At 59.0% G+C, this 24,401-nt stretch carries 22 protein-coding genes and 1 tRNA gene; 12 read left to right on the top strand and 11 right to left on the bottom strand.

What is annotated here, in order from left to right; all coding sequences use genetic code 11:
• Nucleotides 1-84 precede the first annotated feature (84 nt).
• Nucleotides 85-4,809: a glutamate synthase large subunit gene (gltB, locus tag ACYJRZ_RS21970; RefSeq protein ID WP_459462512.1), complete on the bottom strand. Its 4,725-nt coding sequence runs from the start codon at nucleotides 4,807-4,809 to the stop codon at nucleotides 85-87.
• Between the two features lie 566 nt (nucleotides 4,810-5,375).
• On the opposite strand from gltB, the gene ACYJRZ_RS21965 reads away from it, so the two are divergent.
• The gene (locus ACYJRZ_RS21965; RefSeq protein ID WP_459462510.1) at nucleotides 5,376-6,422 is read left to right on the top strand and encodes a threonine aldolase family protein; all 1,047 of its coding nucleotides are present in this window, start codon (nucleotides 5,376-5,378) and stop codon (nucleotides 6,420-6,422) included.
• A gap of 369 nt (nucleotides 6,423-6,791) precedes the next feature.
• Here ACYJRZ_RS21965 and ACYJRZ_RS21960 read toward each other — a convergent pair whose 3' ends face one another.
• A complete protein-coding gene (locus ACYJRZ_RS21960; protein WP_459462508.1) occupies nucleotides 6,792-7,649 on the bottom strand; it encodes a LysR family transcriptional regulator in 858 nt (285 codons plus the stop codon).
• Nucleotides 7,650-7,756: 107 nt separating this feature from the next.
• On the opposite strand from ACYJRZ_RS21960, the gene ACYJRZ_RS21955 reads away from it, so the two are divergent.
• Entirely contained in the window at nucleotides 7,757-8,782 is a 1,026-nt protein-coding gene (locus ACYJRZ_RS21955; protein WP_459462506.1) for a bile acid:sodium symporter family protein, read from the top strand.
• A 132-nt stretch (nucleotides 8,783-8,914) separates the two neighbouring features.
• Here the strand turns inward: ACYJRZ_RS21955 and ACYJRZ_RS21950 are convergent, their stop codons facing one another.
• The 3 genes from ACYJRZ_RS21950 to ACYJRZ_RS21940 all read right to left on the bottom strand — a co-directional run bounded on the left by ACYJRZ_RS21950 (nucleotide 8,915) and on the right by ACYJRZ_RS21940 (nucleotide 10,972).
• A complete protein-coding gene (locus tag ACYJRZ_RS21950) occupies nucleotides 8,915-9,379 on the bottom strand; it encodes an Hsp20 family protein (protein ID WP_459462504.1) in 465 nt (154 codons plus the stop codon).
• A 407-nt stretch (nucleotides 9,380-9,786) separates the two neighbouring features.
• Nucleotides 9,787-10,545, bottom strand: a complete 759-nt coding sequence (locus tag ACYJRZ_RS21945; RefSeq protein WP_459462502.1) for an HAD family hydrolase — start codon at nucleotides 10,543-10,545, stop codon at nucleotides 9,787-9,789.
• Nucleotides 10,546-10,555: 10 nt separating this feature from the next.
• Nucleotides 10,556-10,972, bottom strand: coding sequence for a DUF2000 domain-containing protein (locus ACYJRZ_RS21940; protein ID WP_459462500.1), 417 nt, complete (start codon nucleotides 10,970-10,972; stop codon nucleotides 10,556-10,558).
• A 130-nt stretch (nucleotides 10,973-11,102) separates the two neighbouring features.
• Between ACYJRZ_RS21940 and ACYJRZ_RS21935 the strand changes: the two genes are divergently transcribed.
• The 3 genes from ACYJRZ_RS21935 to ACYJRZ_RS21925 all read left to right on the top strand — a co-directional run bounded on the left by ACYJRZ_RS21935 (nucleotide 11,103) and on the right by ACYJRZ_RS21925 (nucleotide 13,883).
• Nucleotides 11,103-11,582 carry an Lrp/AsnC family transcriptional regulator gene (locus ACYJRZ_RS21935; RefSeq protein WP_459462498.1) on the top strand — a complete coding sequence of 160 codons (480 nt, stop codon included), beginning with the start codon at nucleotides 11,103-11,105 and terminating at the stop codon, nucleotides 11,580-11,582.
• 129 nt (nucleotides 11,583-11,711) lie between these two features.
• A complete protein-coding gene (locus tag ACYJRZ_RS21930; protein WP_459462496.1) occupies nucleotides 11,712-12,779 on the top strand; it encodes a cyclic nucleotide-gated ion channel in 1,068 nt (355 codons plus the stop codon).
• Nucleotides 12,780-12,944: 165 nt separating this feature from the next.
• The gene (locus ACYJRZ_RS21925) at nucleotides 12,945-13,883 is read left to right on the top strand and encodes a LysR family transcriptional regulator (RefSeq protein WP_459462494.1); all 939 of its coding nucleotides are present in this window, start codon (nucleotides 12,945-12,947) and stop codon (nucleotides 13,881-13,883) included.
• On the opposite strand, the gene ACYJRZ_RS21920 is transcribed toward ACYJRZ_RS21925, so the two are convergent.
• Nucleotides 13,834-14,568: an SDR family oxidoreductase gene (locus ACYJRZ_RS21920; RefSeq protein ID WP_459462492.1), complete on the bottom strand. Its 735-nt coding sequence runs from the start codon at nucleotides 14,566-14,568 to the stop codon at nucleotides 13,834-13,836. The two genes, ACYJRZ_RS21925 and ACYJRZ_RS21920, sit on opposite strands and share 50 nt — an antisense overlap.
• Nucleotides 14,569-14,792: 224 nt before the next feature.
• Here ACYJRZ_RS21920 and ACYJRZ_RS21915 point away from each other — a divergent pair, with 224 nt between their 5' ends.
• Nucleotides 14,793-15,767 carry an alpha/beta fold hydrolase gene (locus ACYJRZ_RS21915; protein WP_459462490.1) on the top strand — a complete coding sequence of 325 codons (975 nt, stop codon included), beginning with the start codon at nucleotides 14,793-14,795 and terminating at the stop codon, nucleotides 15,765-15,767.
• Nucleotides 15,768-15,770: 3 nt separating this feature from the next.
• Here the strand turns inward: ACYJRZ_RS21915 and hisN are convergent, their stop codons facing one another.
• The 3 genes from hisN to ACYJRZ_RS21900 form a co-directional block, all read right to left on the bottom strand.
• Nucleotides 15,771-16,544: a histidinol-phosphatase gene (gene hisN, locus ACYJRZ_RS21910; protein ID WP_459462488.1), complete on the bottom strand. Its 774-nt coding sequence runs from the start codon at nucleotides 16,542-16,544 to the stop codon at nucleotides 15,771-15,773.
• A gap of 294 nt (nucleotides 16,545-16,838) precedes the next feature.
• Complete coding sequence (locus ACYJRZ_RS21905; protein ID WP_459462486.1) at nucleotides 16,839-17,294, bottom strand: YcxB family protein; 456 nt, start codon at nucleotides 17,292-17,294, stop codon at nucleotides 16,839-16,841.
• A 147-nt stretch (nucleotides 17,295-17,441) separates the two neighbouring features.
• The gene (locus ACYJRZ_RS21900) at nucleotides 17,442-18,326 is read right to left on the bottom strand and encodes an N-formylglutamate amidohydrolase (protein ID WP_459462484.1); all 885 of its coding nucleotides are present in this window, start codon (nucleotides 18,324-18,326) and stop codon (nucleotides 17,442-17,444) included.
• 286 nt (nucleotides 18,327-18,612) lie between these two features.
• Here ACYJRZ_RS21900 and cpdR1 point away from each other — a divergent pair, with 286 nt between their 5' ends.
• Complete coding sequence (gene cpdR1 / locus ACYJRZ_RS21895) at nucleotides 18,613-18,975, top strand: response regulator CpdR1 (protein ID WP_004117561.1); 363 nt, start codon at nucleotides 18,613-18,615, stop codon at nucleotides 18,973-18,975.
• Between the two features lie 84 nt (nucleotides 18,976-19,059).
• Nucleotides 19,060-19,134: transfer RNA gene (locus tag ACYJRZ_RS21890), tRNA-Val, on the top strand.
• 139 nt (nucleotides 19,135-19,273) lie between these two features.
• Here ACYJRZ_RS21890 and ACYJRZ_RS21885 read toward each other — a convergent pair.
• Nucleotides 19,274-19,582, bottom strand: coding sequence for a hypothetical protein (locus tag ACYJRZ_RS21885; RefSeq protein ID WP_459462482.1), 309 nt, complete (start codon nucleotides 19,580-19,582; stop codon nucleotides 19,274-19,276).
• A 309-nt stretch (nucleotides 19,583-19,891) separates the two neighbouring features.
• On the opposite strand from ACYJRZ_RS21885, the gene ACYJRZ_RS21880 reads away from it, so the two are divergent.
• Both ACYJRZ_RS21880 and ACYJRZ_RS21875 read left to right on the top strand, forming a co-directional pair.
• Entirely contained in the window at nucleotides 19,892-20,137 is a 246-nt protein-coding gene (locus ACYJRZ_RS21880; protein ID WP_459462480.1) for a hypothetical protein, read from the top strand.
• 176 nt (nucleotides 20,138-20,313) lie between these two features.
• The gene (locus ACYJRZ_RS21875) at nucleotides 20,314-20,790 is read left to right on the top strand and encodes a hypothetical protein (protein WP_459462478.1); all 477 of its coding nucleotides are present in this window, start codon (nucleotides 20,314-20,316) and stop codon (nucleotides 20,788-20,790) included.
• 30 nt (nucleotides 20,791-20,820) lie between these two features.
• Here the strand turns inward: ACYJRZ_RS21875 and ACYJRZ_RS21870 are convergent, their stop codons facing one another.
• On the bottom strand, nucleotides 20,821-21,072 hold the full coding sequence (locus ACYJRZ_RS21870; RefSeq protein WP_459462476.1) for a hypothetical protein: 252 nt from the start codon (nucleotides 21,070-21,072) through the stop codon (nucleotides 20,821-20,823).
• Between the two features lie 407 nt (nucleotides 21,073-21,479).
• Between ACYJRZ_RS21870 and ACYJRZ_RS21865 the strand changes: the two genes are divergently transcribed.
• Nucleotides 21,480-22,580 (top strand): DUF475 domain-containing protein, encoded by a 1,101-nt coding sequence (locus ACYJRZ_RS21865; protein ID WP_459462474.1) that lies wholly within the window; start codon nucleotides 21,480-21,482, stop codon nucleotides 22,578-22,580.
• Between the two features lie 288 nt (nucleotides 22,581-22,868).
• Entirely contained in the window at nucleotides 22,869-24,296 is a 1,428-nt protein-coding gene (locus tag ACYJRZ_RS21860; RefSeq protein WP_459462472.1) for a mannose-1-phosphate guanylyltransferase/mannose-6-phosphate isomerase, read from the top strand.
• Nucleotides 24,297-24,401 lie beyond the last annotated feature (105 nt).

Below are 24,401 nucleotides of genomic sequence, written 5' to 3'. Positions count from 1 at the left end.
TTCCGCTATTCGACAGTCGCGATCGCCATGATGGCGATCGCAATGCGAGGCGAAACCCTCGGCTGGTTTCAGAACCGGGGCGGATTACTCCGCCGCCACGCTCATCCGGCTGCGCTCCATTTCCTCAAGGGCGCGACGGTATTCGACCGGCATGACCTTGCGGAATTTCGGGCGATAGTCGGCCCAGTGATCGAGGATCTCCTTGGCTCGCGTCGAGCCCGTATAGTGGACGTGGTTCGAAATCAGCTGGAAAAGACGCTCTTCGTCGTGGCGCGTCATGTCGTCAGAGACGTCGACACGTCCCTTATGCATGATGTCGCCGCCGTGATGATGCAGCTTCTCCAGCAGTTCGTCTTCCTCCGGAACCGGCTCCAGCTCGACCATCGCCATGTTGCAGCGGCGGGCGAAATCGCCCTTCTCGTCGAGAACATAGGCCACACCGCCCGACATGCCGGCCGCGAAGTTGCGCCCGGTTTCGCCGAGCACGACGACGACCCCGCCGGTCATATATTCGCAGCCATGGTCGCCCACGCCCTCGACGACGGCGATCGCGCCGGAGTTTCTGACCGCAAAGCGCTCGCCCGCGACCCCGCGGAAGTAACACTCGCCTTCTGTGGCGCCGTAGAGCACGGTGTTGCCGACGATGATCGAGTTCTCGGCGACGATCTTCGAATTCTCCGGCGGACGGATGATGATGCGGCCGCCCGAAAGGCCCTTGCCGACATAGTCGTTGCCGTCGCCGATGAGGTTGAAGGTGACGCCGCGTGCGAGGAACGCACCGAAGGACTGACCGGCCGTTCCCTTCAGGGTGACGTTGATCGTGTCATCCTTCAGGCCGCGGTGGCCGTAGCGCTTAGCGACTGCGCCCGACAGCATGGCGCCAGCCGAACGGTCGACGTTCTTAATGTCGACCTCGAAGGCGACCGGCGTCTTCGAAGCGAGCGCCGGCTCCGCCTTCTCGATCAGCTTGCGATCGAGAATGTCGACGATGGGGTGCTTTTGCACCGTCGTCCAATAGGTCTCTTCCTTCGGCGCATCGACCTTGTGGAAGATACGGCTGAAATCGAGGCCCTTGGCCTTCCAGTGGGCGAGCATCTCATCCTTTTCGAGAAGCTCGGAAGCGCCGATGATATCGTCCAGCTTGGCAACGCCGAGCGAGGCGAGGATCTCGCGCACTTCTTCGGCCACAAAGAAGAAGTAGTTGATGACATGCTCCGGCGTACCCTTGAAGCGCTTGCGCAGAACCGGATCCTGGGTGGCGACACCAACCGGACAGGTGTTGAGATGGCACTTGCGCATCATGATGCAGCCGGCCGCAATCAGCGGCGCGGTCGCAAAGCCGAATTCGTCGGCACCGAGCAGCGCGCCGATGATGACGTCACGGCCGGTCTTCAGGCCGCCATCCACCTGCAGGGCGATGCGCGAGCGCAGCCCATTCAGCACCAGCGTCTGCTGGGTTTCGGCAAGGCCGATTTCCCAAGGCGAACCGGCATGCTTGAGGGAAGTCAGCGGCGAAGCGCCGGTGCCGCCATCATAGCCCGAGACGGTGATGTGATCGGCACGCGCCTTGGCGACGCCGGCGGCAACCGTGCCGACGCCGACTTCCGAGACGAGCTTGACCGACACGTCCGAGGTCGGGTTGACGTTCTTCAGGTCGTAGATCAGCTGTGCCAGATCTTCGATCGAGTAGATGTCATGATGCGGCGGCGGCGAGATCAGGCCGACGCCCGGCGTCGAGTGCCGGGTCTTTGCAACCGTCGCATCGACCTTGTGGCCGGGCAGCTGGCCGCCTTCGCCGGGCTTGGCACCCTGCGCGACCTTGATCTGCAGCACGTCGGCATTGACAAGGTATTCGGTCGTCACGCCAAAGCGGCCAGAAGCGATCTGCTTGATGGCGGAGCGCTCCGGGTTCGGCGAACCGTCGAAGAGCGGCATGTAGCGGTCGGCTTCCTCGCCACCTTCGCCGGTGTTCGACTTGCCGCCGATGCGGTTCATGGCAATCGCCAGCGTCGTATGCGCCTCGCGGCTGATGGAGCCGAAGGACATGGCGCCCGTCGAGAAGCGCTTGACGATATCGGCAGCTGGCTCGACCTCGTCGATCGAGATCGGCTTGCGGCCCAGCGCTTCCGCACCCCTAATCTTGAAGAGGCCGCGGATCGTGTTCATTCGGAGCGCCGACTCGTTGACCATTTCGGAGAATTCGCGATAGCGATCCTCGGCATTGCCGCGCACGGCATGCTGCAGGGCAGCTACCGCATCCGGCGTCCAGGCATGGCTTTCGCCGCGCATGCGGTAGGCATATTCGCCGCCGATGTCGAGCGTGCTTGCCAGCAGCGGATCGCGGCCGAAAGCAGCCTTGTGACGGGAGACGGTCTCCTCGGCGATCGTCTCAAGGCCGATGCCTTCGATCATGGTCGCCGTGCCGAAGAAATACTTGTCGACCAGCTCCTGCTGCAAGCCCACGGCATCGAAGATCTGCGCGCCGCAATAGGATTGATAGGTCGAGATACCCATCTTCGACATGACCTTGAGGATGCCCTTACCGACAGCCTTGATGTAGCGGTAAACGACTTCGGTCGCGTCCACTTCTTTCGGGAATTCGCCGCGCTGATGCATATCGAGCAGCGTGTCGAAGGCCAGATAGGGGTTGATCGCTTCCGCGCCGTAGCCGGCCAGCAGGCAGAAGTGATGCACTTCGCGCGGCTCGCCGGTTTCGACGACGATACCGACCGAGGTGCGCAGGCCCTTGCGGATCAGGTGATGGTGTACGGCCGCCGTCGCCAGCAGCGCCGGGATCGCAATGCGGTCCGGTCCGATCTGGCGGTCGGAAAGCACGATGATGTTATAGCCGCCGCGAACGGCAGCTTCCGCCCGCTCGCAGAGACGGTCGAGCATCTCGGGCATGCCTTCGGCGCCGCGTTCGACATCATAGGTGAAGTCGAGCGTCTTGGTGTCGAAGCGATCTTCCGTATGACCGATTGAGCGGATCTTTTCGAGATCGCCGTTGGTCAGGATCGGCTGGCGCACTTCCAGACGCTTGGCGTTGGCCATGCCGGTATGATCGAGCAGGTTCGGACGCGGGCCGATGAACGACACAAGGCTCATGACGAGTTCCTCGCGGATCGGATCGATCGGCGGGTTCGTCACCTGCGCGAAGTTCTGTTTGAAGTAGGTATAGAGCAGCTTCGGCTTGTCGGACATGGCCGAGATCGGCGTATCCGTACCCATGGAGCCGACGGCTTCCTGCCCCGTCGTCGCCATCGGCGACATCAGGAGCTTGGTGTCTTCAGCCGTGTAGCCGAACGCCTGCTGGCGGTCGAGCAGCGACACGTCGCGACGCAGCGCCCGCGGCTCCACTGGCTTCAGGTCTTCCAGGATCAGCTGCGTGCGGTTCAACCAGCTTCGATAGGGATGCTTGGTCGACAGTTCCGACTTCACCTCGTCATCAGAGATGATGCGGCCCTTTTCCATGTCGATCAGCAGCATCTTGCCCGGCTGCAGGCGCCACTTCTGGATGATCTTCTCTTCCTCGACAGGCAGAACGCCGGCTTCGGACGCCATGATGATGCGGTCGTCGCTGGTGACGAGATAGCGGGCCGGACGCAGGCCGTTACGGTCGAGCGTCGCGCCGATCTGCTTGCCATCGGTGAAAGCGACGGCGGCCGGGCCATCCCAAGGCTCCATCAGGGCGGCATGATACTCGTAGAATGCCTTGCGTTCCGGCGCCATCAGCTGGTTGCCGGCCCAGGCCTCAGGGATGAGCATCATCATGGCATGGGCAAGAGAGTATCCGCCGCGCACGAGGAATTCGAGCGCGTTGTCGAAACAGGCGGTATCGGACTGTCCCTCATAGGAGATCGGCCAGAGCTTGGAGATATCCTCGCCGAAGAGCGGCGAAGAGACCGAAGCCTGGCGGGCAGCCATCCAGTTGACGTTGCCGCGCAGCGTGTTGATTTCGCCGTTATGCGCGACCATGCGGTATGGATGGGCAAGCTTCCACGATGGGAAGGTGTTCGTCGAGAAACGCTGGTGCACGAGCGCAACCGCCGTCTCGAAACGCGGATCGGAGAGGTCCTTATAATAGGCACCCACCTGATAGGCGAGGAACATACCCTTGTAGACGATGGTCGAGCTCGACAGCGACACGGGGTAGAAGCTGCTCTCCTCGCCCTCATATTCCGCATAGATGCGGTTGGAGATCACCTTGCGCAAGGTGAAGAGGCGACGCTCGAATTCCTCGTTCGTGCCGGCATCGCGGCCAGCGCCGATGAAGACCTGCACATGGTGCGGCTCGGTGGCGGCAATGTCAGGCGCCTTCGACAGCGAAGAGTTGTCGACAGGCACGTCGCGGAAGCCGAGCAGAACCTGGCCTTCTTCGGCAACGACCTGCGTGATCGCGGTCTTGAAATGCTCGATCAGCGCCTCGTCGCGCGGCAGGAAGAAATGGCCGACGCCGTATTCGCCCGCCTTCGGCAGGATGACGCCCTGCTTCGCCATCTCCTCGCGGAAGAAGCGGTCGGGGATCTGCACGAGGATGCCGGCACCATCGCCCATCAGCGGATCTGCGCCGACAGCACCGCGATGCGTCAGGTTTTCGAGAATGAACAAGCCGTCGCGCACGATCTGGTGCGACTTCTGGCCCTTCATATGCGCGACGAAGCCGACGCCGCACGCATCATGCTCGTTGCGGGGATCATAAAGGCCCTGTTTCGGCGGGATGCCAACAGCGCGTTTCGACGTCTTGGCCGTAGCGGCAGCATTCACTGCAGCAGTCTGGTCAAAACTCGTCAACGTCGTCCTGTTCGTCATGGTCTTCCCTCCGATAAGGCCCGCGTCGCGGGCGCTCCTTCGTCCCGCGCGGTCCGTTTCCGGGGCCGACGCGCGACTGCGCTGTTGCATTGTGAAGATCCGGCCGCAAACCGCGGCTCCCTATACGGAGCCCGTCGTCAGCGTTTCGCGCCTTGCCATTCCACCGCCGCATTGCCTTATCGCCCGAAGGGCGGAAAGGAACATGCTCCCGGTAACTATAGCTTGAAATCCTGACATCGTCAGGACCCTCTAGCGCATCTTCGGCCTTGGCGGCCAAAATAGGACAGCAACCCTGTCCTAATTCATCAGTTCTATGCCAGAAAGCTTCCGCCTTCGCAAGAGCAAAACGGCAAAATTTCGTCAACGGAAGACGTAAGATTGCCTATGCTGCATAAATCAAGCAATAAAGTTTCGCTGCAGCGCATCATTTTATTTGTTGATTGCGTAGATCAATTTCTGTGATGCATTCGTCAAACTCATGCTCTTGATAGGTTTTTGCATTGGCGTAATGTCCAGCCGACCCTATCTATCTCACCGCAATTTCCTCCTTCATCTGGTGCATTTCCATGTTCTTTGCTTCCGATAACTGGGCCGGCGCCCATCCTAAAGTCGCCGAACGTCTGCTTGCCGAGTCCAGCGGTTTCGCCTCCGCTTACGGCACGAGCGAGCTCGACCAGCGCGTCGAAGCCAAATTTGCTGATATTTTCGAGCGCGAGGTTGCTGTCTTCTTCGTCGCAACGGGTACAGCCGCCAATTCGCTGTCGCTCGCGAGTGTCCAGAAACCGGGCGGCATCAGTTTCTGTCATAGCGAGGCGCATGTCGCCGAAGACGAATGCGGCGCACCCGATTTCTTCAGCGGCGCCCGTCTTGCAACGGTCGATGGCGCTCTCGGCAAGATCGATCCCGAGGCGCTCGCCACCAAGATCGCTCGTTTCCCGCAGGATGCCGTGCATCACGGCCGCGCCGCCGCCGTGACGATCACCCAGGCGACGGAGATCGGTACGGTCTATTCGCTGGATGAGATCGACGCCATTGCCGCCATTACAAAGGCGAACGGCCTGCCGTTGCACATGGATGGCGCGCGTTTCGCCAACGCCCTGGTCGCGCTCGGCACGACGCCAGCCGAAATGACATGGAAGCGCGGCGTCGACATTCTTTCCTTCGGCGCCACCAAGAACGGCTGCTGGTGCGCCGAGGCGATCGTCTTCTTCGATCCGGAGAAGGCAAAGGAAATGCATTTCATCCGCAAGCGCGCCGCCCAGCTCTTTTCCAAGTCGCGCTTCATCGCCGCCCAGTTCGACGGTTATTTCCAGGACGGCCTCTGGCTCGAACTTGCCCGCCATTCCAACGGCATGGCCGATCGCCTGCGCGCTGGGCTGGAAAAGACCCCTGGCGCTCGCCCGGCGTGGCCGACCACCTCGAACGAGGTTTTCGCGATCATACCGAAATCCGCCGCCAAAGCGGCCGAAGACAAGGGAGCGAAGTTCTACGAATGGCCGATCCCGGAGTCACGGCCGGATCTGGTCGGCAGCGATGAAACGCTCATCCGGCTCGTTACCAGCTTCGCCACCACCGAAGCGGATGTGGCGAACTTCCTCGCCTGCCTGGGCTGATCCGCATGAAAAAGAGCGCCGTGGCTGGCTTTCAGAGCCCGACGGCGCTCACAATGGGCAAGAGATCAATTTTGATTCCGATGAGCGATCATTGCGAAGTTCGATAGATCGTCGCGATCTGATGCCGGTGCGTTGTGTATAATCATCGTCATTGCCACGACGCAGGCGACAAGCCCGGAAATGAAGATGGCACCATAGATCATCGGGCGACTATTCCTCCGCAACTCCCCATCGCCACCTGAGATAGCAGAAGAAGCTGACTTCCGCCTGAAAACGGGCGCAACAATAAATCAGCCGGCGAAATAAATCCGGATCTCATCCGCATGATTGGAAATGGTTTTTAACAATGGCTGACAGACGATTTCGTCGTTAGCTGGATCGCGGCCCCCGCACCTTGGAGAGTATGTCGTCAGAGAGCGCATTAACCAGAAGTTGGTCGGCACCCTTGCGCGGCACAAGGACGAATTCCACGTCTTCGAGGATGGGCAACCAGCCGGGGGCGATCTCGCTTAGTCCCGCCGGCGCCATGCTTTTCGGCTGCACGAGAACGCCCATGCCTGCGCGCGCAGCCGCGGTCAGGCCACTCAAGCTGCCGCAGGTGCAGACGACGCGCCAGGGCATCTGCTGCCGGCGCAGCGCCTCCAGCGCCACTGCGCGCGTGACGCTTGGGGTGGGAAAGGCAATCAGCGGCAATGGCCCAGTAAGTTTGCGGATGCGATCCGGGTCGCGGGCCAGCCAGACCAGCGGCTCGCGGTAGACGAGCTTGCCCCTCGCATCGCCGAGCCGCCGCTTGGCAAGCACGAGATCGAGATCGCCATTGTCCTGCATCTCATAAAGCACGCCACTGAGCGCGACCGTCAGCTCGAGATCGACGGAGGGATGCGAACGCACGAACTCCTCCAGGACGGCCGGCAGCTGGCTGGTGACGAAATCCTCGGAAACCCCAAGCCGGAGATTGCCGCGCAGGCTGTTGCCTGCAAAAAGCTGACGCACCTCCCCTTCGATCGACAGCATCTGACGGGCATGGCCGAGCAGCGCCTCGCCATCGCCAGTCAGGACGACGCGGTGCGTGTCGCGCGCCAAGAGCTTTCGACCGAGCTCTGCTTCCAACCGCTGTATATGCTGGCTGACGGTGGATTGCCCGAGCCCCAGCCGCTCCGCGGCAAGCGTGAAGCTGCCCATCTGCTCGACGGCGACGAAGCTGCGCAACTGCGTGAGATCAAGCATGACTCATCCTGAATCCCGATAACTGTTATTCCTTGCATCGTGGATCACAATAGGTCTATCTGCAAGGAGTATCATCAAGACTTGCAAATGCGATTGGGGTAGGCACAATGCGCCGCTTTCTTCCAGACACCTTCACCATGCTGCTGGTGCTCACCGTCCTGACAGCATCCTTCTTTCCGGTGCAGGGGGCGAGCGCCCACTATTTCAGCATTGCCACCAACTTCGCCATCGGCCTCTTGTTCTTCCTGCATGGCGCGCGTCTGTCACGCGATGTCGTCATCGCCGGCCTGTTGCACTGGCGGCTGCACCTCGTCATCCTGCTGACAACCTTCGGCGTCTTTCCGCTGCTGGTGCTGGCCATGGGTCAAATCGTTCCGAACAGCATCCTGCCCGTATCGCTCTATACCGGCATGCTGTTTTTGAGCGTGCTGCCTTCAACGGTGCAGTCCTCGATCGCCTTCACCTCCATTGCCGGCGGCAATGTGCCGGCCGCGATCTGCTCGGCATCGGCCTCCAACATCTTCGGCATGTTCCTGACGCCGCTGCTCGTCGGCATCCTTTTTTCGGTCGGCGGCCAGGGCGGCGGCTTCTCCTGGGATGTTCTCTGGCAGATCATGCTGCAGCTGCTCGCCCCATTCATCGCCGGCCAGCTGCTGCAGCCATGGATCGGCAACTGGATCCGTTCGAAGAAGAAGATCCTGATGCCGGTCGATCGCGGCTCGATCCTTATGGTCGTCTATTCCGCCTTCAGCGAGGCCGTGGTGGAAGGATTGTGGCATACCTTCTCCGTCCTCGACATCGTCACGGTCATCATCGCGAACATGGTGCTTCTGGCTATGGTAATCTGCATCACCATGTTCGGCAGCCGTGCCCTGGGTTTTGAAAAGGCCGACGAGATCACCATCACCTTCTGCGGCTCGAAGAAGTCGCTGGCGAGCGGTGTGCCGATGGCCAACGTCATCTTCGCCGGCCAGAGTATCGGCGCCATCGTGCTGCCGCTCATGCTGTTCCATCAGATCCAGCTGATGACCTGCGCCGTGCTTGCCCAGAAATACGCCGAGGCCGCAAAGCGGCGCGAGGCTGCGAAGGCACAGGCGGGCGCAAAGTCCGGCGAAGCGACGAACGCGGCCTGAGCCTCCGGTATCAGACAAAACGAAAGCGGCGCCCCGATGGAGCGCCGCTTCTTTTGATCTTGGGAGGATCAGGAGCTTGGCGGCCAGAGACCGCCAGCCCCGGCATGACAGTCCAAGACCGTCAGATCGCACTTAGTTGATATGAGCCTCGATGGCCTTCGGGGTTTCCACGGGCTCGGCCGCGATGGAGATACGGCGGGGCTTCATGGCTTCGGGAATGTTGCGCAGCAGGTCGATGTGCAGCAGACCGTTCTTCAGTGAAGCAGCCTGGACCTCGACATGGTCGGCAAGCTGGAAACGACGCTCAAAGGCACGCTTGGCGATACCGCGATAGAGATATTCGCTGGCTTCAGCCGGCTCTTCGCTCTTTTCGCCCTTGACCTGAAGGACATGGGCGTGGGCCTCGATGCTCAGTTCCTTTTCATCGAAACCGGCAACGGCCATGGTTATGCGATAGGTATTTTCACCCGTGCGCTCGATATTGTAAGGCGGATAGGTCTGGGCCTGATCCGGTTGGCCAAGGCTGTCGAGCATGGTGAACAGACGGTCGAAACCGACGGTGGAACGGTAAAGGGGAGAGAAGTCTACGTGACGCATGGAAGTCCTCCTGTGAGCGACAATTGCGATGTCAATTCTTGTCCCATGACCCCACTCGGGGCGGCCTCGGGACGGTTCCGCGAGCCCGTTTGGCACCCGCGAAAAAGAGATGGGGATCACTTTTCCGGAGTTCAAGCCCCCAGTGCCGCAACCCTCATTTTGCAGAAAATCACTGCGTGAACCGCAGATGAACGGATAGTTCGGAACCCGTTCAGGCTGGCCGGCCTATCATTTGACCATCGGAACAACCATCGTCCGATGACTGAAGTGTATCGTCCCTTCTTCTTCAGTCCTTGCTCGGCCGGCGAAGCGGATCTCTCTATCTCCGCAAGCCGGCCTTTTTTCTTTGCGCCGGCGGAGCAACAGACGGAGATCAACTTGGATGGAAGTCCACGGGGATTGATCGCCTAGCTCGAAAGCAGCCCGTTCGCCGCCATTATGAGTTGAGACACCTCATGCAGGCTGGAAACCGAGCCCAGGCAAGGTTTCAGGATTTCCTGATTGGGCTCCATCTGGTCCGGCACCATGATCGTCATCATGCCGGCTCCGGAGGCAGATCTTATTCCGTTATGTGAATCTTCCAGCGCAAGACAGGAAGATGGCTCGATACCTAGCCGGGCGGCCGCCGCCAGAAATGGGTCTGGAGCAGGTTTGCTTCCCACATAGTCGCCATAAGCGACAATGTGATGGAAACGATGCGTTAGGCCGTGGGCCTGAAGATGGTGATCAACACTATGACGGAATGAGGACGTCGCTATCGCTCGTGGAATATCGAGTTCGTCCAGAAGATCTAGTAGTTCCGAAACCCCTGCTTTCAAAGCAAGTTCCGTCTCGCCTAAAGCACTGAAATGCTTGAGCCAGAGCGCGCGCACATCGTCGACCGGAAAAGAGGAGCCATATAGGAGAAGTAGCGAATGACGATTCACATGCCACGGCGAACCGATCATGGGACGGTACAAGTCCCATGTCATTTCATAGCCATACTCCGCAGTCGCCGTGATCAGCGAACGTATGTAGAGCGACTCGGTATCGAAGAGCAGTCCATCCATGTCGAAGACGACTGCACGGGGTGGTTGAGGGAGCTTCATCCCATAGGCGTTACCAGCATGGGACGAGAACGACAAGTTCGCCGATGCCGAAAACCATCCCTCGCTACGAAGGGACATGGCGACAACCCTACCCCAAAAGCTTCAGCGAACCAGTGAGCGACTTCACCCATTTCGAAGGTCCCGCCAGCCCGAGGCCGTCGATCACCTCACCGGCAAGATCGCGATTTGGAAACGTCGCCTCATACTCCCTGTAATCGTGTAGCGAGCGCGCAAAGGCAGGAAACGGAACGATCGCGCGGTCGTTTTCCACCGGCAAGGTCTTCAGCAACAGAGATCGTATGGTTTCCGCATCCGCCTGCAGTATCGGAACGGGCATGTTCGAGCTGATGTCGATGGTACGCTCCTCCCTGTCGGTCAATTGCCTAGCCGCAAGCGCCGGAAACTTTGCGCCCAACCCGATCGAGATGGCGCCGGCGGTATTGGCGATCAGACCGAGCGGCAATGCCGGATTGATGACGATGGCAAGACGGATATCGGGAAGCATGGAGACCTGCTGCTGTTGACAAAAGGAATTACAGGATATCTCGCGCGTTGAGGATAATCTTACCTTTTATTGCCGCATAATTAGAGAATATGGTAGTACCTACCTATCCGATATGGATATAAGGTCAGATATGCCAGATACCCTTGAGCCCATCGATTTGAAGATTCTCAGCGCCCTTCAGAAGGACGGACGCCTGACGAATCAGGCGCTTTCCTCCGAAGTCGGGCTCTCCACATCTCCGTGCTGGCGGCGCGTGCGCCAGCTGGAGGAAAAAGGCGTGATCCAGGGGTATACGGCCATGCTCGACAGGCGCCGGATCGGCCTCGGCGTCCTTGCCTTCATCAGGGTCAAGATCGACAGCCACAGCGAAGCGGAAGCCGAGGAATTTTCCCGAGATGTACTGAAACTCAACGAGGTCGTGGCCTGCTACAGCATCGCCGGGGATGCGGATTTCCTGCTGCAGGTCGTAGCCGCCGATCTCGACAGCTATGCCGATTTCGCCATGGCGGTGGTGCGCCGCCTGCCGCGCATCAAGGAGATGGAGACCACCTTCGTGCTGAAGGAAATCAAGCCATTCAAGGGCTTTTCGCTTGAGGTTGGGCAGCGATAGCAGCGCAAAGCACGGAGTGCCGAGTGAGGTATGGGGGAGACGGCACGTCTCTGTGCTCTTTACGTTTGGATCGAAGCCATCCTATTCTCGGGCGAGTGGCTGCCCCCAGGGTATTGCCCGGGGGATATAATGTCGGCGTTTTCTTTCTCAAAGATTTCCTCATCGCTGAGTACGCTTCTGGCCGCCATCGGCCTGCTGACGGTGGCGGTGCTGACAACGCCTGATATCGTCGGACAGACGAGGCTTATCCTGGAAGTCGTGCTTGCTGGCGTCTGGGCTATCTATGTTCTGCAATTGATCGAAACGCTGGTCATACATCGCGCAAGGGAGGTGCGCGGCAGGATACCGGAAATCGCCGTCGACATACTGGCCGTTTTGGTCCCTTTGGCCGCCTTCCTTCTCATCCGCGGACGCGACCAAAGCCTCTATTGCGCCATCTGGCTTTTGAAGCCACTGCGCGGCTCGATCTTCTTCCGACTGCTGGGCAGAGTCCTGACCAAGGAAGCGCGCAACCTAATCGGCGTTACCTCGATTTTCGTCATCGTTCTGTTCGCCGCAGCGCTTGCGGCTTATATCATCGAGCGTGATGTCCAGCCTGACAAGTTCGGCAGCATCCCCCTCGCAATGTGGTGGGCCGTGACGACGCTGTCGACCACGGGCTATGGTGACGAGATCCCGCAAAGTTTCGCCGGCCGCACCCTTGCCGGGCTGGTCATGATGTGCGGAATCGGCATCTTTGCCTTATGGGCCGGCATTCTCGCCACCGGCTTCTACGAAGAGGTGCGCCGCCAGGATTTCGTGCGCAACTGGCAACTAGTGGCGGGAGTTCCGCTGTTTCAGAAGCTCGGTTCGGGCGCTCTCATCGAGATCGTACGGGCGCTGAGACCTCGCATCGTGCCGGCCGGCGGCATCATCTGCCGTAAGGGCGAAGCCGGCGACCAGATGTATTTCATAGTCGAAGGCCGCGTCAGCGTCGCAACACCAAACCCGGTGGAACTTGGCTCCGGCAGTTTCTTCGGGGAGATGGCGCTGATCACGGGCGAACCCCGCTCTGCAACCGTCAGCGCCGCAACCGAGGTCTCCTTGCTGTCGCTCTACTCATCGGATTTCCAGATGCTCTCGAGCAGCAGCCCCGAGATCGCCGACATCATCCGTCAGACCGCGTTGGAACGACGGGGTGCGGTGCCGAAGAGCTGATGTGATCGGACATCATGCTGCCGAAGTCTCCGAAGGCACAATAAATTGCGGACACCGGCGGCCCTGCCATATGCATTGACGTCGATATAACGGATGTGTCAGCCTGATGGGCATTGGCGCCGTCTTCTTATTCGACGGCGCTTGTCACATTGGTTCGGCACGGCGATGCACCCCCGATTACTCAAGACATTCCTGGCTGTCGCCCGGACCTGGAATTTCACCCGCGCAGCCGAAGAGGTTCATCTCGCGCAATCGAGCGTGAGCGATCAGATCCAGTCGCTTGAAGCCGAGTTGGGCACCGCGCTTTTTATCCGGTCAAGATCGGGCCTGGAGCTAACGGCAGCTGGCGAGGCACTGAAGCCCTATGCCGAGAAATTGCTGGCAATCGCCAACGAGGCGCGCGCTGCCGTTGAATCAGTCTCGGCGGCTACGGCTGGCACGGTGACGATTGGCGCACTCGAGACCATTGCTTCCATGAAGCTTCCGCAATGGCTGATGACCCTTCAGCGCGATCATCCCGATATCGATCTGCGGGTGAAGGTTGCAGGCAGCGGCGATCTGTTGCGCGGGCTCGAAACCGGTGAGATCGATGTCACCTTCTGCTTTGACAAAGGCGAGGTCGATGAACGCCTCGCAAAACGGGCGATATCGACAGAGCCGTTGATCCTCATTACCCCTCCTGCACACAAGCCATCATCGAAGACAAACGATCTTGCGGCACTTGCTTCGATGAACTTCGTGGCAACCGAAGCCGGCTGCATCTATCGCCACCTGTTCGACAAGGCATTCGAGACGGCAGGGACGGCAACACCGAAGATCGCCGCCGAAGTCGGCAGCATCGGCTCCATTGCGCGGCTCGTGGCGGCCGGTAGGGGCTCAAGCCTCGTTCCTCGGTTTGCGGTCGCCGACGCACTCCATCGTGGCGAAATCGAGGAAATCCCCTGGCCGGGGCCAATGCGGACAGCGTCGCTTGTGATGATCTGGCGGCGCAGGCGCGTTCAGCCGCAAGCTTTGAAGCTGTTCCTGGCCTTCGCAAATACCGGCTTAGCACCCGCTAAATCAGCCGATGCCCGCCCTCGACATGCAGTATCGTTCCCGTTGTGAAGGCGTTGCCAATCAGAAAGCTGATAGCATCGGCGATGTCTTCCGGCTGTCCCACTCGTCCAACCAGCAGCCGTTTCGCCATAGCGTCCAATGTTTCCTCTTTCCGATCACCGGCAACGAATGTCCAGATGGGCGTATCGACCCAGCCGGGCGAAACGGCGTTCACACGAATGGGCGCCAACTCAACGGCGAGTGCGCGAACCAGCCCTTCCAAACCAGCATTGACGGCAGCGACCACCGACCCTCGTGCCGCCGGCCGGTAAGCGGCTATGCCTGATGTGAACGTAATGGAGCCCGTAGCAGGGAGTAAGGGCGACCCATATTTTGCAAGCAGCAGCGGACCGTAGAATTTACTGTCCACGACCCTCTGCGCAGCCCTGAGGTCCAGCGAAGGCAGCAGCTCGTAAGCGCCCTCGATATCGGCGGCGGTGCTTACGATATGATCGAGCCGGCCGATGCGCTCAAACAGACCGGCGGCTTGGCTTTCTTGCGTGATATCGATCGTCTCGATGGAAACCGATGGGCTTTGGAGTTCCGCGTAAGCGCGCTGGAGCTTGCCCGTGTTCCGTCCAGCGATAATGACCTCGGCTCCAGCTGCGAGCGCGCGTTTTGCCAGCGCCAACCCCATTCCGGAGCTGCCGCCGACAATAAGAATTCTCGAATTCGCAATTTCAGTGATTGCCATATCTTCCATTCCATCAAGTGATGACCACGGCCGAACATTTGCAAAGCTGCACAAGAAGATGAAACGGAGAAAAGCGATGGCACCATCGGAATCGCCGATGGTGGAGTATTGTCTTTAAGGTGCATCGGATTCGATTGCCGGAGCTGCCAACAAAGCTGTTGCAATTCCTCCAGCCTGCGCTATCCCCTTGAGACGAGACATTGTCAGCGAGGCGCGACACCATCATGGATTCGATCCTCTATTCCACAGCAGACAATCCGGTGCCGGAAAACCGCACCGAAGGCTTTTTCGAAAGTTTCGACGGGCGCAAGCTGCGCTACGCCGTCTTCCGCTGCGAGCAGCCAGTCGCCAAGGGAACCGTTGTGCTGCTGCAGGGCCGTAACGAATTCATCGAAAAATATTTCGAGACGATCCGTGACCTCACGGCCAAGGGCCTGTGGGTCGCGACCTTCGATCTGCGCGGCCAGGGCGGATCCGAGCGGCTGCTGAAAGACCCGCTGCGCGGCCATATCCGCCATTTTTCCGATTATGAGCGGGATCTGACCGTCTTTCTCGACAAGATCGTCCTGCCGGATACCCGCCTGCCCTTTTTTCTGCTCGCTCATTCGACGGGCGGGCTGATTGCCCTGTCGGCCGCACCGAGGCTCGCGAGCCGCATCGACCGCATGGTGCTGTCGGCCCCCTTTATCGGCTTGACCGGCCACGGCGCCTCACCCGGCTTTATCCGCTTCCTCTCCGGCGCAGTCAGCGGCATCGGCCTGGGCCGCATGCAGTTCAGCAAGAAATTCAAGGAAAGACCGTTTGCCGAAAACCCGTTGACCACGGACGAACAGCGCTACCGGCGCAACACCGGCATCGGCACCGCCTATCCACAGCTTTGCCTTGGGCCGCCGACGGCACGCTGGCTGTCGCAAGCCTTGCGGGCAATCGAACGGGTCAACATGCCCGAACATCTGTTTTCAATCCAAATTCCTACGGTTCTGATCGCACCGACACGCGACGGCGTCGTGCCCTATGCCGATCAGGAGTGGCTGTCGCGCTATTTCCGCGCCGCACAGCTGGTGCCTGTCCACGGCGCCAAGCATGAAATCCTGCAGGAACGGGATGTCTATCGCAACCAGGCACTTGCCGCGATCCACGCCTTCATCCCCGGCAGCGACGCCGAAACCAATGCCTATGAGATCGAAGCGGAAGCTTGATTCTCAGCGGGATAGGACGGCCAAAGCCTGCTCGTAAACGGCACGGCTGCCGGCCGCGATGATCGTTCCGCCCATTTCGGGGCGACCGCCATCCCAGGTAGTCATGATGCCCCCGGCCTGCTCGATGACCGGAATGATGCCGCCGACATCATAGGGCTTCAGCGAATTCTCGATGACGAGATCGATATGGCCGGCCGCAAGCAGCGCATAGGCATAGCAATCGCAGCCGTAACGGAACAGACGCACCTGACTTTCGATTTCGCGATATTTGGCAAGCTCGCCGCCGACGAAGAGATGCGGCGAGGTGGTAAAGAGGGTGGCATTGGAAAGGCTGCCGCAATCGCGGACCTGCAACCGCCTCTCGCCATCAGGACCGGAATAGGTAGCGCCATTGCCATCGGCAAAATAGCGTTCGCCGGTAAAGGGCTGGTCGATCATCCCCATGACGGCGCGGCCGTTCTTCTGCAGGCCGATCAGCGTTCCCCATACCGGAACGCCCGAGATGAAGGCGCGCGTGCCGTCGATCGGATCGATCACCCAGACATGCTCGCGGTCGAGCCCGACATTGCCATGTTCCTCGCCGAGAATGCCGTGCTCCGGGAATTCGGCCTCGATCAAGGCACGAATCGCCTCTTCAGCGGCACGGTCCCCCTCCGTTACGGGATCAAAGCCCTTGGCTTCCTTGTTGACCACATCGATACCGGCACGAAAGCGCGGCAAGGTTTCGGCCTTGGCCGCTTCGGCCAGACGATAGAAGAACGAGCGATCGGGAAGCATGGTGAATCCGGATAGATGACGGGATGGCGATGTCATAACGCATATAAGCCGTGAAGCAAACCGGCTGATGAAGCGCTGAGCGCAATGCCTGCGGATCAGGCAAGATTTTTGAATTTGCCTAAATATTTTGCACCGCAATAAAGTGCTTGACATTTGTGCAATGCAGCAGCAATATCCTCAATGCAGTCTTTTGACTGTAAATACCCTCCTTGGGTGTTTCCTCCCTAGACTTAGCCGCGCCACGAGCGCGGTTCTTTTTTGCCTGACCTAGCTATGTTGCAAGGCAATCCGCATTCATTGCGGCATTGTGGAAGGCACCTTCGATTTCACAAAAGCGAGATCATTGATGTCTGCCGTTTGAGTGGGCAGCGTCATGAATTGGTTGATCGCCATAAATATCATCCAATAGGTCGGCCGTTGCCAGATTTCGGTAACGGTGGACCAGGGAACTTTGACCGACCCCACCTCGGACGCCACGTCAAACCCCTCATCATGAAAAGCAAACGTCGCCTGTCGGGTCGACATTTTGCGGAACTTACCGACCGTATTGCGGTAATGCGCGACCCATACGGCGATAATTACAGCCGGATAGAGAAGAACGAGGCTGCCAAAGACGCCGGTGAGCCATTCGGTGCCATCACTCCAAAGCTGCCAAAGAAACAGCAAGATTGTTGCAATTTCCGCGACCCAGAGGCGCTGATTGACGATTAGCCGCCGCCAGACAAAGGCCTTTACGGCATCGCGAAGCAATTCTTCCGTGTAGGTGACAGTGATAGTCCGACGCATCGCCCACCCGCTGCGTTCAGGCTATCGCCAAGTTTCGAATTCCGACGTCGCCCACAAGCAGATTTTGCCTGGCCGCGCATCCCTTCGGCGAGCTCAACGACAACAAAACGCTCACTCCGCCGCCAGTGCCGGATCGCCCGTATAGGATTCCACATGCTCGGCCATACGCTTCATGAAAAGCGTGATGGCGGCGGCGACCTTGTCGAAATCCGGGCGCTTTTCCAGCGTTGTCTCATCGACGTAAAGAGAGCGGTTAACCTCGATCTGCAGGGCATGCAGCCCGCGGGAGGGACGGCCGTAATGCTCGGTGATGAAGCCGCCGGCATAGGGCTTGTTGCGCACGGCGTTGAAGCCCATCTCCTCGAGAATCTGCATGGCTGCGCGCGAAAGCTCGGCCGAGGCGCTGGTGCCGTAGCGATCGCCGAGGATAAAATCCGGCCGCACATTGCTTCCGGCTATACGGATATTGCCGGGCATGGAATGACAGTCGACCAGCACGCCGAAGCCGAATTTGACATGGGTGCGCGCAATCAGCCGCCGCAGCGTCGCATGATAGGGCTTGTAGATCGTGTCGATGCGCTTCAGCGCATCCTCGACCGGCACGCGCCGCGCATAGATCTCCATGTTCTCGGCGACGATTCGCGGGATCGTGCCGAGACCGCCGGCGACCCGCAGCGAATTGATATTGGCGTAGGATGGCAAAGCGCCGTCGAACATGCGCGGATCGAGCTCATATGGCTCGCGATTGACGTCGATGTAGGCGCGCGGGAAATTGGCGAGCAGCAGCGGCGCTCCAAGCGCGCTCGCCGCCGAAAAAAGCTCGTCGACATAATGATCCTCGGAGCGACGGATAGCGATGCCCTGCAGGCGGGATTGGGCGATGAAATCGGGAGGATAGATACGACCGCTGTGAGGCGAGCTGTAGACAAACGGTATCGTCTGGGAAGCAGGTTCCAATACCTCGAAAATCTCGAAACTGCGCATTTCTGCGGACATCAACGTCTTTACCATGTCAACAACTTGTCGCAGTGATCATGTTGCCAGTTGCATGACCGCAAGTCCATAGTAACTTGAGCGAAATGGCCTTAATCCAAAACACCGTATTCGGAATCCGGGATGCTTGGCCAGCGGAAACGCGCGGCGTTTTCGAGGAATGAACCTGTGCTTCGAACAAATGCCGGAATGGCGCGTTTTGGCTGACCATTCACGGCTTGTTTACGGCGCCGCGGTACCCTAAACGCTGGACGAGTCCAACAGACAAAGTTGATTAGCGATAGAGATGATGACCCAGAAGATACTTCTTGCCGAAGACGACAACGACATGCGTCGCTTTCTCGTGAAGGCACTCGAAAAAGCCGGCTACAAGGTCTTGTCCTTTGACAATGGAGCCAGCGCTTACGACCGGCTGCGCGAAGAGCCGTTCTCGCTGCTTTTGACAGACATCGTCATGCCCGAGATGGACGGCATCGAGCTGGCGCGCCGCGCTACCGAACTCGATCCGGACCTGAAGGTGATGTTCATCACCGGTTTTGCCGCCGTCGCCCTGAACCCTGATTCGAAGGCGCCGAAGGATGCGAAGGTCCTTTCCAAGCCTTTCCACCTTCGCGAGCTCGTCGACGAAGTCAACAAACTCCTTGCCGCATAAGGCTTTCGGCGGCCACGTCACAAAACCGAAAAAAAGCCTATTGACGGCGACCAAGGTTTTGTGATCTATGCGCCGCCATCGGATGGGCGTGTAGCTCAGCGGGAGAGCACTACGTTGACATCGTAGGGGTCACAAGTTCGATCCTTGTCACGCCCACCATCCTAATTCGCTGAAAAGCAAGGCCTTTCGAGAAATCGAAAGGCCTTTTTAGTTTCGTCATCGGCTTGCTGGAACCTAAGTTTGCCTTGCAGCAGATTGGCCAATAAGCCGATCAGGACCCAAAGCAAATTGCGGACGGTCAGCGATCCAGCAAATGCCGTAAAACCGCCGTCGTCGGATAGGCGTAGACGCCGCGGTCGACAAAACCGTGACGATAGAGACAATTTCGCAGAGCCAGCCAGTAAGGGGTACTATCGGGGTCTGGAGAACCACGATGCCACGAATATGCCTCAGGCTCGCAGCGATCGAGAACCCTCTCGTATGTCGCGAGCACCACCGGATCGCTGTCGGCCCGAATGCCGTGATAGGTCTGATAGTTCGAAGGCGCCTCACCTGCGGAGACGCATGCCAGGCTCAAAATGGCTCCCACCGCTAACATCATTCTCATGTGCTTCGATCTCCAACTAGAGCAATTCCAGACAAAGTGCGCAGCATTTTGCGTCTGGAATTGCGTAAACAAAAGATAGAGCGGTCAGAGATTCCATGAAAAGCTGAACCGCACTGGCCGCGTCTCGAAAATTCGAGCGCAAAGGCGAGAATAATCGTCTTGCGGAAGATAGCCAATCACATGCTGATGTTCGCTGCGATTGCGGTTAAATGGAGCCTGCAACACAAGTTCCCGTGACAAGCCGCTTGACTTCCGGCCGCGCCGTCATCCTACTGTCATATCAGCGCATCGATCATACGGGAGGACGAGATGACGGTGGTGAAGCGGCAATTCTACAAGAACCACAAGCCCAACGGCGATGAATATATGTTCCACCTCGCCCGCGACACCGAAAGCGGCGAGGTCTACGTCATTCGCCAGGCGGATTACACCGTTGACGGCGGCAGCGAGAAGAGCATGAGCCTTTATGAATTCCTGGCCGGCGGCGGCAATCGCCAGAATGCCCTGCTGCAGTTGATCGGCTCACTCGTTCCGGAATCGGCGCCACAACATTGAAGCGCGTCGGACAATGTCCGCAGTGACTTCACCACGGCGACATTCCTGACGTCGAACCCAGACGGGCCTAGTGTGAGCCCAGGTACGGCCAATGGGGTTTGGGCTTGCGTACCGTCTCGGGTTGACTGCCACATTTTGATCGGCGAATCTGCATGGGCTTGAAAGGAGCCTCTCTTATGCGATTCGCAGGCATTGCTTTTGGATTGACGGCGCTGGTCGCCACACAGGCCGCAGCTGCGACCGTTGAGAATTTTCCGGCACAGGGCGCCACCGTGGTCAGCGGAAAATGCTCCAAGCTCGTGGTCGGCAAACTCGATGCTTCCAAGGGATGTAAGGCAGAACTCGCCAGCGTTACCGCACCCGATGGTTCCGTGACTTTCATTTTCACATCCGGCGGCAAAATGCTCGGCTTCCGTGGCAATGGGAAAGGCATCAAACCCGGCAGCCAGAAAGGCACCGCGCAATTGCCGATCGACGTTATCGCGACGGGAGCTGGCAACACCATGTCGAATCAAGTCCCGGCAAAGGGCGCCTGCACCTTTGCCAATCCTTATGCCGGCAAGCCGGTCGCCATCGAATGCTCGGCCAAATCGCCGGAAATGAGCTTTAACGGTAGCTTTACGTCCGATGGCAAGGCGCCCCGCCACAAATAGGCCGGCGCCATCGCGTCGCCGCCGTCTGAGTTAGTGCGGCAGCGCGTTTTTGTGTTTTCTGCCATGATTTGCGCCGGCCGGCGCTTCTCGGGACAGGTCCGACCCGTTGATATGCGCGGGAACGTGCACATCCTCATGGGTAACGGGATGCAACGTCAGATCCACCTGATGCGGCGGTAGGACCTGGGCTTGACGAAGCCTATTCGGCCGCGCCTTTTTCTGCCGTTCCGTCAGTTCCGGTTTTTGCATTTGCGGCGTGCGATGAATGGGTGCTGGACTCATCGGAGCTCCTCCTATTGAACGCTGTTGTTAACGACCTCGCCGCAGCGGCGGGCGGCCACAAGAACACTTGAAGACCAAACGCAGCCTTTATCGTTTGGTTCCCCGAATCCTCAATTATCGGGGGCAATGGCAGCCATCACCATTTCAACTCTTGACCTGCATCCCCACTTCACTAACTATGGAGCATCTCCGTGCCTTCCTGACATCGGCAGCGGATTGAACTTTGGTGCCGGGCCCCTCTGGCGAGAGTTTTCACGGCGCTCTCGCGATGTCGGTACCGCCTGCAGATGAGCCGGCGGACTTCTTTCTATGATCAGCTTGACCATGCCTGACCCGCATGCCGTCTTCGGTATGCGGCTATGCGCGCAATCCGGGTATACCCACTCCGTTTGCAGCGAGGCGCATCCATGAGATCGCCCGCAGCCTCAAAATCCGTCCTCGGTTATTTCAGCTGGGCTTTTGCCGTAACCGTCGGCGGCCTTGCGCTTGGCGCGCTGTTGGGCTGGAACACCACAGGCACCTTCAGCGGCCTTGCCACAGCCTTCTTCATCTGCGCGGTCCTCGCCGTGCTGGAAATATCGCTTTCCTTCGACAATGCCATCGTCAATGCCAACAAGCTGAAAGAGATGACTCCGATCTGGCAGCATCGCTTTCTGACCTGGGGCATCATCATCGCCGTCTTCGGCATGCGGATCGTCTTTCCGTTGGCGATCGTCGCCGTCGCTGCCTGGATCAACCCCTGGGAAGCGCTGAAACTCGCCGCTGCGAAGCCCGAACAATATGCCGAGATCATGCAGGCGGCGCATCTTCCGATCGCCGCCTTTGGCGGCACCTTCCTGATGATGGTAGGTCTGACCTATTTCTTCAATCACGAAAAGGACGTGCACTGGATAGGGTTCATTGAAAAGCGGATGGCGCATTTTGCGACCGTCAAAGGCGTCGAAATCGCCTTCGTGCTGGTCCTGGTCCTGATCTTCACCTCGGTGCTTGACGGGGATGACGCGACAACCTTCCTGCACGCCGCGATCTATGGCCTCCTGACCTTCCTGCTCGTCGAGGTTCTAGCAGGCTTTCTGGATGCTTCGCAGCGGACGATGAGCGCGGCGGCAAGAGGCGGCTTCGGCGCTTTTCTCTATCTCGAAATCCTCGATGCCAGCTTCTCCTTTGACGGCGTCATCGGCGCCTTCGCCCTCACGCAGAACCTCTTCATCATCGCCATCGGCCTCGGCATCGGCGCCATGTATGTCCGCTCCATGACGATCATGCTGGTGGAAAAGGGCACGCTTGCCCATTACCGCTACCTCGAGCACGGTGCCTTCTACGCCATATTGATCCTCTCGGTGATCATGTACGTGCAGACGTTGATGCACATCCCCGAAGTCATCACCGGCCTTGGCGGCGCAGCCCTCATCGGCATCTCGCTCTGGTCGTCGATCCGGTACAACAGGCGCAACGGCCCCGATCACGTGCCGTCGCAAGATGAACGGCAAGACAGAGCGGAAGCTTGATCTCTGTAGCATTGAAACTATTACTTACAGCAATGCTATTTTAATCTGTAACAAAAGCAGTCTTTCTATGGATTCTGCTTTTTTTAAATATAATCGTGCATGCGACACACTTTCAGTGGATCTTGTGGACTAAAGTTGTCGAATGTTTAGGATCTCGACGTATTAGAGCTAGCGCTTTAAGAAAAAACATCGCAATGGCGATGGAAATTGTCGAAGGAGCATGGTCGTGCGCGCAATGGTTGCGCGCCGGCGGATGGCTTCAATTGAGATGGCCAGGAGAGGCAGAGCATGGCGGCAAAAATCGTCCCGGTGATCATGGCAGGCGGCAAGGGTACACGGCTGTGGCCGCTATCGCGCGCTTCCGCCCCGAAACAATTCATCCAGTTCATCGGCGACAAGACGCTGTTTCAGAACACTTTGGAGCGCGTGGCCGATCCAGAGCTCTACGAAGCGCCGATCGTTCTTACCAATGAGGAATTCCGTTTCCTCGTCGCAGAACAGGCCCGCGAGCTCGACTTGAAGCTGGCAGCGGTGCTGCTGGAGCCGGTCGCCCGCAATACGGCTGCCGCCGTTGCCGCCGCCGCCGCGCTCGTCACCGAACTCTTCGGCAAGGACGCGATCATGCACGTCCTCGGTTCCGATTACGAGATCGACGCCAACACTACCTATTATGATTGCGTGCGCCTGGCACGCGATACCGCGCTGCAGGGCAAGCTTGTCACCTTCGGCATCAAGCCGACGGAGCCGGCCACCGGATACGGCTATATCGAAACCGGCAAGGCGCTCGCCACCGGCGCCCATGCCGTCAAGCGTTTCGTCGAGAAGCCCGTCCTGGACAAGGCAAAGGAGATGGTGGCAAGCGGCAGCTTCTATTGGAACTCCGGCATGTTCATGTTCTCGGCCGCCCAACTTCTCGCCGAAATGAAGGAATTTGCGCCAGAAGTCGAAAAGGCTGCCAGCAAGGCCGTCTCCAAATCGACGCGCGACCTCGATTTCACCCGTCTGGATGCCGATAATTTCGCAAAGAGCCCGGACATTTCCATCGACTATGCGCTTATGGAAAAGACGGCCAATGCCGCCGTCGTTCCCTCACCTTTCACCTGGTCCGATCTCGGCAGCTGGGATGCGGTATGGAAAGTCGGTAGCCGTGACGAAAGCGGCAATGTGTCGGCGGGTGCCACGACGCTGGTCAACACCAAGAATTCCCTCGTCATGTCGCACAGCCTGCACGTCGCCGTGCAGGGCCTTGAGGATGTCGCCGTCATCGCCAGCGAAGACGCCGTCTATGTCGGTCACCTCAAGGACAGCCAGGAAGTCGGCAAGCTCGTCAAGCTACTGGCAAGCGAGAAGAAGACGGCCAAGCTCACCGAAACGCATCCGACCTCCTACCGCCCCTGGGGCGGCTATACATCCGTGCTGAACGGCGAGCGCTTCCAGGTGAAGCGCATCTTCGTGCTTCCGGGCAAGAAGCTGTCGCTGCAGAAGCATCACCATCGCTCCGAGCATTGGATCGTCGTCAAGGGCACCGCGGAAGTGACGGTCGGTGAGAACGTGCAGATGCTGCGCGAAAACGAATCGATCTATATCCCGCTCGGCGAAGTGCATCGCCTGGCCAACCCGGGCAAGATCCTGCTGGAGCTCATTGAAGTGCAGACCGGCTCCTATCTCGGCGAGGACGACATCATCCGCCTCGTCGACGAATTCGGCAGAAGCTGATTGCAAGCAGCCGGATCGCGATTTCAGAGCGGCGGGCGAAAGCTCGCCGTTTTGCTTTCGCGTTACACGGCAGGACTTTCCCAAGCGCCGGCAGACATCTTGCTT

The organism is Rhizobium sp. No.120 (genome assembly GCF_054558365.1).
The sequence above is the reverse complement of the archived record's forward strand: the minus strand, read 5'-3'. Positions and strand labels throughout refer to the sequence as shown.